Genomic DNA, 10,680 nt, shown 5'->3' with positions numbered 1-10,680 from the left:
CACACCGACCTTTCTGCCTATTCCACCCGTTTTGGCGGCTCGGTAAAGGGCTTCAATGTCGAGGAATACCTGTCGGTCAAGGAAGCTCGCAAACTCGACCTGTTCATTCAATACGGTCTGGCTGCAGGTTTTCAAGCCGTGCGTAACGCAGGTCTTGAGGTCACCGACGCCAATCGCGAGCGGATCGGCGTGGCCATGGGCTCGGGTATTGGCGGTCTGACCAATATCGAAGAGACCAGCCGCACACTGCATGATTCCGGGCCACGACGGATTTCTCCGTTTTTCGTGCCTGGCTCGATCATCAATATGATTTCCGGTTTCCTGTCCATCCATCTGGGGGCACAGGGACCTAACTACGCCATCGCCACGGCGTGTACCACCGGTACGCACTGCATCGGCATGGCGGCACGCAACATCATGTACGACGAAGCCGACGTGATGATTGCCGGTGGTGCCGAGATGGCCGCGTGTGGTCTGGGCATGGGCGGCTTCGGTGCCTCCCGCGCACTGTCGACCCGCAACGACGAGCCGACCCGCGCCAGCCGTCCATGGGACAAAGGCCGTGATGGCTTCGTGCTGTCCGACGGCGCCGGCGCACTGGTGCTCGAAGAACTGGAGCACGCCAAGGCCCGTGGCGCGACCATCTACGCCGAGCTGATCGGCTTCGGCACCAGTGGCGATGCTTACCACATGACCTCGCCACCGGCCGATGGCGCGGGTGCTGCGCGTTGCATCACCAATGCCCTGCGCGATGCGAAGATCAATGGCGATCAGGTTCAGTACATCAACGCTCACGGTACTTCGACCTCGGCGGGCGACCTCGCCGAAGCCTGTGCGATCAAATCCGTGTTCGGCGATCACGCCTACAAGCTGGCGGTCAGTTCGACCAAGTCCATGACCGGTCACCTGTTGGGTGCGGCGGGCGCGGTCGAGGCGATTTTCAGCGTGCTGGCAATCAACAGCCAGGTAGCACCGCCGACCATCAACCTCGATGAGCCGGACGAAGGCTGCGACCTCGACTTCGTACCCCACACGGCGCGTGGCATGGATATCGACGTGGTGCTGTCCAACTCCTTCGGATTTGGCGGTACCAATGGCTCGCTGGTGTTCCGCCGGTTCGCTGACTGATGGACAGCTGGGTCGACGGTCAACCGGCTGACGCTTTGTCGCTGAAGGATCGCGGCCTGGCTTACGGTGATGGTCTGTTCGAGACCATCGCAGTCAAGGGCGGGCAGCCGCTGCTGCTGGAACGACATCTGTCGCGTCTGGCGGAGGGTTGTTCGCGCTTGGCGATTGCCGCTGATCATCAACTGATCCGCGCAGAGCTGCTGGCCTATGCCGCCGCGCTGGGCGAGGGTGTGCTCAAACTGATCCTCACCCGCGGCGACAGTCTGCGCGGTTACGCCGTCGATCCCTCGGCTCAGGCTCGACGCATTCTGCAAGGCAATCCTCCTGCGGCTTATCCGGCTGTTCATGCGGAGCAGGGCGTTCGTCTGTTTCCTTGTGCAACACGGCTTTCCAAACAGCCATTGCTCGCCGGTCTCAAGCATTTGAACCGTCTGGAGCAAGTAATCGCTCGTGCCGAATGGCAAGACACCGAGCATGCCGAAGGCTTGATGCTGGATCAGGTCGGGCGGGTGATCGAAGGTGTGTTCAGCAATCTGTTCCTGGTACGCGATGGCGTGCTGGTGACCGCCAATCTCAAACGCTGCGGTGTAGCGGGCGTGATGCGTGCCGAATTATTGTTTCAAGCCAAGTCATTGGGAATTCCCACGCAAATCACCGATATCACTCTCGAGCAGCTGCAATGGGCTGACGAGGTCTTTGTCTGCAACAGCGTGTATGGCGTTTGGCCGGTGCGCGCCTATGCCGCACTGAGCTGGCCGGTTGGGCCGCTCACCCGTAAACTCCAAACCATTGCCCGTGCGCTACTGGATGCTTGATTCGTGAGACGTAAATTCTTGCTGCTGCTGGAAACCGGATTGGTTCTGGCGGGGCTGTTGGCCGGCGCTTGCGCCTGGAAAATCGATTCGGCGCTGGAACAGCCGCTGAACATCGCCCAGGAAGAGCTGCTGGAAGTGCCCAAAGGCACTACGCCAAACCGCACCTTCCTTCGACTCGAAGCCGATGGCGTCATCAAAGACGCTTTCTGGCTGCGCGTGTATTGGCGCTTTAATCTGGCAGGGCAACCGTTGCACAGCGGCGAATACCGCATGGTGCCGGGTATGACAGTCAATGGGCTGATCGACCTGTGGAAGCGCGGAGAAATGGTGCAGTACAGCCTGACGCTGGTCGAAGGCTGGAATTTTCATCAGGTTCGCGCAGCGCTGGCCAAGGATGAAAAGCTCGAACAGACCCTGAACGGTCTGAGCGACAGCCAAGTGATGGACAAACTCGGGCACAGCGGGATTTTCCCCGAAGGACGATTCTTCCCCGACACCTATCGTTTCGTGCGGGGCATGACTGACGCCGATCTGCTCAAGAAAGCTTACGACCGCCTCGATGAGGTCCTCCTCAAGGAATGGAACCAGCGCGCTGCCGACGTCCCTTACACCGAGCCCTATCAGGCGCTGATCATGGCCTCGCTGGTGGAAAAGGAAACCGGTGTGCCGCAGGAGCGTCGGCAGATCGCCGGCGTGTTCGTGCGGCGCATGGAGATGGGCATGCTGTTGCAGACCGATCCGACCGTGATTTACGGTCTGGGTGATCGTTACAATGGCAAGTTGACCCGCGCTCATCTCAAGGAGCCGACGCCGTATAACACTTACATGATTGCTGGCCTGCCGCCGACGCCGATTGCGATGGTGGGCCGCGAAGCGATCCATGCGGCGCTGAATCCGGCGGACGGCAACAGCCTGTATTTTGTCGCGCGCGGTGATGGCAGCCACGTGTTCTCCGATGATCTGGACGCCCACAACAATGCGGTGCGCGAGTTCCAGATCAATCGACGTGCCGATTACCGGTCCAGCCCTGCGCCGACTGTTACGCCGTCGACGGAGGATGCCCAGGCGCCAATCCCGGCGGCTTCGCCCAATACGGCGCCCGAAGAAATGCCGCCAGTATCGCCGCAAGACTCTGAGCAAGGCTCTGCACAAGAGCCTGCACAAGAGCCTGCACAAGAATCTGCGCCAGCACCCGAAGCGGATGCACCTGCGCCGCAAAGCCCGCAATGACTCTGACTAAGGACTGCCTGTGACTGGCTTGTTTATTACCCTGGAAGGCCCGGAAGGTGCCGGCAAGAGCACCAATCGCGAATACCTGGCCGAGCGTCTGCGCGCTGCCGGGATCGAGGTGGTGTTGACCCGGGAGCCCGGCGGCACGCCCCTGGCTGAGCGGATTCGCGACGTGCTGTTGGCGCCGGTCGATGAGGTCATGAACCCCGACACCGAGCTGCTCTTGGTGTTCGCCGCGCGAGCCCAGCATCTGGCCGAGGTGATCCGTCCGGCGCTGGCCCGTGGCGCGGTAGTCCTGTGCGATCGCTTTACCGATTCGACTTATGCCTATCAGGGCGGTGGTCGCGGTTTGTCGCTGGAGCGCATTGCGACCCTCGAAACGTTCGTCCAGGGCGATTTGCGCCCGGACTTGACGCTGATTTTCGATCTGCCGGTAGAAGTGGGCCTGGCCCGCGCCAGCGCCCGCGGTCGGCTGGACCGCTTCGAGCTCGAAGGCCGAGCGTTTTTCGATGCAGTGCGCACTGCCTTCCTTGGGCGTGCCAAAGCGGATCCTGCGCGTTATGTGCTGGTGGATGCCGCTCAGCCGTTGGCACAGGTTCAGCAGTCTCTGGATGCCTTGTTGCCACGTCTGCTGGAGCTGACCCGTGGCTGAAGCCTATCCGTGGCAGGACAGTCTCTGGCAGCAATTGGCCGGCCGTGCCCAGCACGCCCATGCCTATTTGCTGCATGGCCCGGCCGGGATCGGCAAGCGCGCGCTGGCCGAACGTCTGATGGCCCATTTGTTGTGTCAGCGCCCGACCGCCCAAGACGCCTGCGGTGAGTGCAAATCCTGTCTGCTGCTGAAGGCTGGCAGTCACCCCGACAACTACATTTTGGAGCCGGAAGAAGCAGACAAGGCGATCAAGGTTGATCAGGTGCGTGATCTGGTCAGCTTCGTGGTTCAGACCGCGCAGATGGGCGGGCGCAAAGTGGTGCTGATCGAGCCAGTCGAGTCGATGAACATCAACGCCGCCAACGCCTTGCTGAAAAGCCTTGAAGAGCCGTCCGGCGATACTGTTTTGCTGTTGGTCAGCCACCAGACCAGCCGTCTGCTGCCAACCATCAAGAGCCGTTGCGTGCAGCAAGCCTGTCCATTGCCAAGCGAAGCCATGAGTCTGGCCTGGTTGGCCAGCGCTTTGCCGGACTGTTCGGAAGAAGAGCGCGTTGAACTGCTGACCCTCGCCGCCGGTTCGCCATTGGCCGCGGTCAAATTGCAGGCACAAGGCGTGCGCGAGCAGCGGGCGCTGGTGGTCGAGGGCGTGAAGAAGTTGCTCAAGCACCAGCAATCGCCGACGCAACTGGCAGAAGAGTGGAAAACCATTCCCATGTTGCTGCTGTTCGACTGGTTCTGCGACTGGTCGAGCCTGATCCTGCGTTATCAATTGACTCAGGATGAAGCAGGGCTGGGGTTGGCGGACATGCGCAAAGTGATTCAATACCTGGCGCAGAAATCCGCTCAGGACAAGGTCCTGAATATCCAGGACTGGATCCTCGCCCAGCGCCAGAAAGTGATGAGCAAAGCCAACCTCAATCCGGCATTGTTGCTGGAGGCGCTGTTAGTGCAATGGGTATCTTTGCCTACCCAGAAGTGACCGTCTGACACTAGACTCTGATCATCAGACAGTGGAGGTCAACATGAACGAACCCATCAGTCCGGGGCCGCGAAATGGCATTTTGTCCTTGACCATCAAGGACAGGGCCGTGCTCTACGCGGCCTACATGCCGTTCATCAAGAACGGTGGCCTGTTTATCCCTACCAACAAAAGCTACAAGTTGGGCGATGAGGTCTTCATGTTGCTGCACCTGATGGACGAACCGGAAAAGATTCCGGTCGCTGGCAAGGTTACCTGGATCACCCCCAAAGGTGCCCAGGGCAATCGCGCCGCCGGGGTTGGCGTGCAATTCAACGAAGGCGACAACACCGCGCGCAGTCGAATCGAAACCCATCTGGCCGGAGCCCTGAAGTCCGACCGTCCCACTCATACGATGTAAGTTGCAGCCCTTTTATGCTCGTAGATTCCCATTGTCACCTTGATCGCCTCGACCTCACCGCCCACGACGGCTCCCTGGATGCCGCGCTCGATGCGGCCCGTGCGCGCGGGGTAGGGCACTTCCTGTGCATTGGCGTCAGCGCCGATAACGCCGCCGACGTCAAAGCGCTGGCCGAACGTTACGACGATGTCGACTGTTCGGTCGGCGTGCATCCACTCGATGTGCAGCCGGGTGCCGCACCGGCGCTGGACTGGCTGTTGCACGAACTCAATCATCCGCGGGTGGTGGCGATCGGTGAAACCGGCCTGGACTATCACTACGAGCCGGAAGCGGCAGCGTTGCAGCAGGAGTCGTTCCGTCTGCACCTGCAAGCAGCGGGGCAGACCGGCAAACCGGTGATCATTCATACCCGTGGCGCGCGGGCCGATACCCTTGAACTGCTGCGCGAAGCGGCACTGCCTCAGGCGGGTGTGCTGCATTGCTTCACCGAAGACTGGGAAATGGCCAAGGCTGCGCTGGATATGGGGTATTACATTTCCTTGTCCGGTATTGTCACTTTTCGCAATGCCGATGCCTTGCGGGATGTGGCGAGCAAGGTGCCAGCTGACCGGTTGCTGGTGGAGACCGATTCGCCGTACCTGGCGCCGATACCTTATCGCGGCAAACCGAACCTGCCGCAATACGTACGTGAGGTAGCGGAATTTCTGGCCATGTTGCGAGGTGAGTCCTACGAACGATTTGCCGAGCAAACCACCGAGAATTTCAAGCGTTTGTTCCCGTTGGCGCATGTCAGGGCGCCGGTGTAACGTTAGAAAAGATCGCAGCCTTCGGGGCTTTGGCTGCTGAATCACAGGCAAAAAAAACCCGGGTTCTGGGGGGGGAATCCGGGTTAAGACCATTAGGAGTAAAACAAAGGCACGCAATCCGTTGGTACCTTCATCGGCGCGACACTTGGGGGAGATGCCTCGCCGACAGTTGAAGTATTGATCAGTATTGCGCCGAGTCCAGTTTAGCTGGTCGGGTTTTTAAACAAATTTGGAATACGCGCGCTTCGGTTGAGTTCTCATCGACCCTCGAGGTGGCGCGAATTCATCAAGAAACACATATATGGTCGGATGATCCGTGCATTTTGGCGTAAGTTAGGCATAATACGCGGCTTCGAATTTTGACCCCTACAGACCTTTTCTTATGCATAAAGAACCTCGTAAGGTCCGTGAGTTTCGTCGCCGCGAGCAAGAAATTCTCGATACCGCGCTCAAGCTGTTCCTCGACCAAGGTGAAGACAGTGTCACCGTCGAGATGATTGCTGATGCCGTCGGTATCGGCAAAGGCACGATCTACAAGCACTTCAAATCCAAGGCGGAGATCTATCTGCGCCTGATGCTCGATTACGAGCGCGATTTGAACGAGCTGTTGCATTCGGCCGATGTCGATAAGGACAAGGAAGCCCTGTCCCGGGCCTATTTCGAATTCCGCATGCGCGACCCGCAACGCTATCGGTTGTTCGATCGCCTGGAAGAAAAGGTGGTCAAGGGCAACCAGGTGCCGGAGATGGTCGAGGAACTGCACAAGATCCGCGCCTCTAACTTCGAGCGCCTGACCCTGCTGATCAAGGGCCGGATCAGCGAAGGCAAGCTCGAAGACGTGCCGCCTTACTTCCATTACTGCGCGGCCTGGGCTTTGGTACATGGCGCGGTGGCTCTGTATCACTCGCCGTTCTGGAGCAACGTGCTGGAAGATCAGGAAGGTTTCTTCCAGTTCCTGATGGACATCGGCGTGCGCATGGGCAACAAGCGCAAACGCGATACCGACACGCCGAGCAACTGAACCCGTCAGTTGCCTTGTTGCGCCATGATTTAGCTACATGGCGCAGTACCGCAGGAATATACTCAGGCATAGGGCTTGCTAAAACTTGATTTGTGAGTCAAGTTTTGCGTGTTCGAATCTTCTCTCGCCGGAGTGATCCATGATCGTTGACCGTCAAGGCAGGCGTTTTCGCAATTTGCGGATCAGTCTGACCTCAGCCTGCAACTACGCTTGTACCTACTGCGTGCCCAACGGCAAGCGGCTGGTGGCTGCACAGGATGAGTTGTCGGCCGAGGCCATGGCACGCGGCGTGGCCTACCTGATCGAGGCCGCGGGCATCGAGCGTTTGCGCATTACCGGTGGCGAGCCACTGGTCAGCCCCAAACTCGAAGCCTTCATGACCGCCGTCGGTCAGATGGGCCTGGCGGACATCAGCCTGACCACCAATGGTCAGTTGCTGGCGAAGAAGCTGCCACTGCTGGTGGATGCCGGCATTCGGCGCATCAACGTTTCCCTCGATACCCTGGATGCCAGCGCTTTTCGCAGTATTGCGCGCGGCGGTGATCTGGCGACCGTTCTCGACGGCATGGACCAGGCCGCAGTGGCCGGCATGAAAATCAAGGTCAATATGGTGCCGCTGCGCGGGCAGAACCTTGATCAGGTGATGCCGCTGCTCGATTATTGCCTGGAGCGCGGCTACGAGTTGCGCTTCATCGAGTTGATGCGCATGGGCCACCTGGCCAGCGACTCCAATGCCTTCCTGCAACAGTTCGTCAGCCTTCAGCAGTTGCTGAGCCTGATCGGCGAACGCTACGAGTACCTTCAGGCCGATGCGCCGGTCGATGCCACGGCGGTGCGTTACCAGATTCCGGGGCTGGGCCACTTCGGCGTGATCGCCAACGAAAGCGTTCCGTTTTGCCGCACCTGTTCGCGTCTACGCTTGTCGTCTACAGGTTGGCTGCATGGCTGCCTGTCGTCGAGCAATCGTCACTATGTCGGCGATTTGTTGGACAAACCTCGTCACCAGGCGCTACCGGCGTTGCAGCGACTGCTGGTCAAAGCCTTGGGCGACAAGCAGGAAGTGGCGTTCTCCGGTGGCGCGACCATCATGAAAATCATCGGCGGCTGATCGGGCCTCTTCGCGGGCAAGCCTCGCTCCTACAGGTTACACACATGACCCGTAGGAGCGAGGCTTGCCCGCGAAAGCTATCTTTCGGTTCCCCAAAAACACCTGACACATTCCCTGCACATTGAGCTGGCGCGGAAGCTGCATCCCATGGCCATTCGCCGGTTTTCCGTCACCGGCCTCTGGAGGGTAGGATGCGTAGCCTGGTTTTGCTGCTGGCCGTTTTGGCGCTTGGTGGCTGCATGAATGTCAGCGATATGGCCGAAGGGACTCGCTACCACATGAGCGACGCGGGCCTGCTGGACCACAGCGACAGCCGTCGCGTGAATAACTTCCGCATTCAGCCGGACTCGTTCATCTACATCGCCCAGGGTGCCTTCGCGCCGCCGGGCAATGCCTACCCGCGACCTAACGTGGTGGCTGAAGAGGCCTTCAACGGCTTTATCGAATATTTCCCGATGGTCCGCCGCGCCCACGCGCCGGAAGGCCTCGACGCTGCCATGGGCGAAGCCCGTGCCGCCGGCGCCCATTATCTGCTCTACACGCGTTTCGCCAAGGCTGACGATCGCATCGGCAACTCCGACGAATGGCTCGACCAGGAACACGTGGATCGCCTCGGAATCGACAACGGCGTGATTCAAATCATGTTGATCGAGACCAGCACCCAGTATTTGATTGATACTGCACGTATCAAGAGTCGTGGCGGTTTACTGACGTTCCACGACAACAAGCCAGAAGACTTGCTGGGCCCGCCGCTGGAGCAATACGCTCGCAGCCTGCTGGGGCTCAGCGACCAGTAATTCAAAGGAGAACGCCATGAGTGGCCCGCAAAAAGCCAACGATCTGTTGGGGCAAATCCCCAAAACCAAAGGCTTGCCGCCGGTCCACTTGTGGAACCCCGACTTCTGCGGCGACATCGACATGCGCATCGCCCGCGATGGCACCTGGTATTACCTGGGTACGCCGATCGGGCGCAAACCTATGGTCAAGCTGTTCTCCACCATCATTCGCCGCGACGGCGATGATTATTTTCTGATTACCCCGGTCGAAAAGGTTGGCATTAAGGTCGACGACGCGCCGTTCGTGGCGATTGCTGTTGAGGTCGAAGGCGAGGGTGATGCCCAGGTCTTGCGCTTTACCACCAACGTCGATGAAACGGCCGATGCCGGCGCCGAGCACCCTATACGCGTGGTGATCGATCCGGTGACTCAGGAACCCGCGCCGTACGTGCATGTGCGCACCAACCTTGAAGCGCTGATTCACCGCAATGTGTTCTACCAACTGGTGGAGCTGGCGGTGAGTCGTGAAATCGACGGGCAGCGTTGGCTGGGCGTTTGGAGCGGTGGCGAATTCTTCCCGATCGGGCTTGAGCCATAGTCGATTGAGCGTTGGCAACGAAACGGCCCGTTATTGCAACGGGCCGTTTTTTTTGGGGGCTTACAAACCTTTGCTCTTGAGTCGCTCAGCATGTTCCAGGTAGAGCCTCACCGGGCTCACGTTCCAACTGGTGATCCCAGCCATTTGGTTGACGGCGTCAAAGTGGTCCATCGGGTAATCCGAGCGAATCACTTTGCCCAGATGCGAGCTGTAGCGGCCGACCAGCCCATCATTGGCGCGCTTCTCTTTATAAAATAACTTCGACAGCACGACAGTATTCAGATGACTCGGGTCGAGTGGTTGCAGGCTTTGGAAGTTCTGCACGATCCCGCTCCAGGAGTAGTAATACACGCCGTTTTCAATTTCGTTGCCTTCGCCGCCCCAAACCTTTGGCACCCCTTGCGGGTACTTGCGATTGAAGGCAGCCAATCCCGCGCTGGTCAGCGATTCGAATGCCGCTTCAGCATCAATCGGGTTTTCCGGATGGCCGCTGATCAACGAAATGAAGGTGCCGACCGCGCCAAACAGGGCCAGTACGAACGCTTCGGGCAACTCTCCGGGCGTCAGCGCCTTATGCAGTTGGTCGGCAATCTCGGAGCCATGATTGGGGCAACTGACAGACGTGACCGACGCGACCTTTTCCGGGTGCAGCGCTGCTACGTAGCGTGCGGCCAGAGGGCCTTGGCTATGGCCGATCAGATTGACCTTGGCAGCTCCCGTTTCCAGCAAAATGCGGTTGACGTGCTCGAGCAGTTTTTCACCGCGTTCCTCATTGCCGTTGACGGCTGGAATATTGACCGCAAACACCTGAGCACCGGCGCGTTCCAGGGCTTCCTCGATTTCGAAGAAGTAGGGGTAACCGGCGATTTTATCGAAGCCGAAAAGGCCGTGAACCAACACAATGGGGTATTTCGTAGACGCATCCATGTCCATGTTCATACCTGTCGATAACGGATTTGAAGGGGAACAGACCGCTGACTGCCCGATCTGCTGCGGCTAACCGTAGTTTACAAAGTGGATGGGATCAAAGCGCTTCGGGCAAGATTCGGACGAACAGCCGTGTCCGTATGGCGAGGCATCTGAAAATCCAATTGACACCCAATCATATGATGATTAGCGTGGACACCCATCGCGAACGGCTTTGTGTCGTTTCTTTTTATCACCGGT

General features: G+C 59.0%; 12 protein-coding genes. 11 read left to right on the top strand and 1 reads right to left on the bottom strand.

What is annotated here, in order from left to right; translation table 11 throughout:
* The 11 genes from fabF to ACIPLA_RS20200 all read left to right on the top strand — a co-directional run.
* A partial coding sequence (fabF, locus tag ACIPLA_RS20250) for a beta-ketoacyl-ACP synthase II (protein WP_401175408.1) occupies positions 1-1,128 on the top strand: 1,128 nt, incomplete at its 5' end.
* Positions 1,128-1,943 (top strand): aminodeoxychorismate lyase, encoded by an 816-nt coding sequence (gene pabC, locus ACIPLA_RS20245; protein WP_401175405.1) that lies wholly within the window; start codon positions 1,128-1,130, stop codon positions 1,941-1,943. The genes fabF and pabC, both read left to right, overlap by 1 nt.
* 3 nt (positions 1,944-1,946) lie before the next feature.
* A complete protein-coding gene (gene mltG / locus ACIPLA_RS20240) occupies positions 1,947-3,173 on the top strand; it encodes an endolytic transglycosylase MltG (RefSeq protein WP_401175402.1) in 1,227 nt (408 codons plus the stop codon).
* A 19-nt stretch (positions 3,174-3,192) separates the two neighbouring features.
* The gene (gene tmk, locus ACIPLA_RS20235; protein ID WP_123494578.1) at positions 3,193-3,825 is read left to right on the top strand and encodes a dTMP kinase; all 633 of its coding nucleotides are present in this window, start codon (positions 3,193-3,195) and stop codon (positions 3,823-3,825) included.
* Positions 3,818-4,804 carry a DNA polymerase III subunit delta' gene (locus ACIPLA_RS20230; RefSeq protein WP_401175399.1) on the top strand — a complete coding sequence of 329 codons (987 nt, stop codon included), beginning with the start codon at positions 3,818-3,820 and terminating at the stop codon, positions 4,802-4,804. Before tmk ends, ACIPLA_RS20230 begins: the two co-directional genes overlap by 8 nt.
* A gap of 43 nt (positions 4,805-4,847) precedes the next feature.
* A complete protein-coding gene (locus ACIPLA_RS20225) occupies positions 4,848-5,204 on the top strand; it encodes a PilZ domain-containing protein (protein WP_008014345.1) in 357 nt (118 codons plus the stop codon).
* Positions 5,205-5,218: 14 nt separating this feature from the next.
* Positions 5,219-6,010, top strand: a complete 792-nt coding sequence (locus tag ACIPLA_RS20220; RefSeq protein WP_123494576.1) for a TatD family hydrolase — start codon at positions 5,219-5,221, stop codon at positions 6,008-6,010.
* Positions 6,011-6,392: 382 nt separating this feature from the next.
* The gene (locus ACIPLA_RS20215) at positions 6,393-7,031 is read left to right on the top strand and encodes a TetR/AcrR family transcriptional regulator (protein ID WP_008067794.1); all 639 of its coding nucleotides are present in this window, start codon (positions 6,393-6,395) and stop codon (positions 7,029-7,031) included.
* A gap of 139 nt (positions 7,032-7,170) precedes the next feature.
* On the top strand, positions 7,171-8,139 hold the full coding sequence (locus ACIPLA_RS20210) for a GTP 3',8-cyclase MoaA (RefSeq protein ID WP_192343999.1): 969 nt from the start codon (positions 7,171-7,173) through the stop codon (positions 8,137-8,139).
* 191 nt (positions 8,140-8,330) lie between these two features.
* Positions 8,331-8,936: a DUF4823 domain-containing protein gene (locus ACIPLA_RS20205; RefSeq protein ID WP_401175393.1), complete on the top strand. Its 606-nt coding sequence runs from the start codon at positions 8,331-8,333 to the stop codon at positions 8,934-8,936.
* Between the two features lie 16 nt (positions 8,937-8,952).
* Entirely contained in the window at positions 8,953-9,513 is a 561-nt protein-coding gene (locus ACIPLA_RS20200; RefSeq protein WP_218397699.1) for a DUF1285 domain-containing protein, read from the top strand.
* Between the two features lie 60 nt (positions 9,514-9,573).
* Here the strand turns inward: ACIPLA_RS20200 and ACIPLA_RS20195 are convergent, their stop codons facing one another.
* Positions 9,574-10,446, bottom strand: coding sequence for a triacylglycerol lipase (locus ACIPLA_RS20195; protein WP_218397697.1), 873 nt, complete (start codon positions 10,444-10,446; stop codon positions 9,574-9,576).
* Positions 10,447-10,680 lie beyond the last annotated feature (234 nt).

This window comes from Pseudomonas sp. NPDC086112 (assembly GCF_044746425.1).
In the GTDB taxonomy this organism is placed as follows: domain Bacteria; phylum Pseudomonadota; class Gammaproteobacteria; order Pseudomonadales; family Pseudomonadaceae; genus Aquipseudomonas.
Note: the sequence above shows the minus strand (reverse complement) of the source record. Positions and strands in the feature narration are given on the sequence as shown.

What these genes read in the sequence shown, in the direction of transcription:
- pabC (WP_401175405.1), top strand. Translation starts at nt 1,128, where the DNA reads ATGGACAGCTGGGTCGACGGTCAACCGGCTGACGCTTTGTCGCTGAAG.
- ACIPLA_RS20225 (WP_008014345.1), top strand. Translation starts at nt 4,848, where the DNA reads ATGAACGAACCCATCAGTCCGGGGCCGCGAAATGGCATTTTGTCCTTG.
- ACIPLA_RS20220 (WP_123494576.1), top strand. Translation starts at nt 5,219, where the DNA reads ATGCTCGTAGATTCCCATTGTCACCTTGATCGCCTCGACCTCACCGCC.
- ACIPLA_RS20215 (WP_008067794.1), top strand. Translation starts at nt 6,393, where the DNA reads ATGCATAAAGAACCTCGTAAGGTCCGTGAGTTTCGTCGCCGCGAGCAA.
- ACIPLA_RS20210 (WP_192343999.1), top strand. Translation starts at nt 7,171, where the DNA reads ATGATCGTTGACCGTCAAGGCAGGCGTTTTCGCAATTTGCGGATCAGT.
- ACIPLA_RS20205 (WP_401175393.1), top strand. Translation starts at nt 8,331, where the DNA reads ATGCGTAGCCTGGTTTTGCTGCTGGCCGTTTTGGCGCTTGGTGGCTGC.
- ACIPLA_RS20200 (WP_218397699.1), top strand. Translation starts at nt 8,953, where the DNA reads ATGAGTGGCCCGCAAAAAGCCAACGATCTGTTGGGGCAAATCCCCAAA.
- ACIPLA_RS20195 (WP_218397697.1), bottom strand. Translation starts at nt 10,446, where the DNA reads ATGGACATGGATGCGTCTACGAAATACCCCATTGTGTTGGTTCACGGC.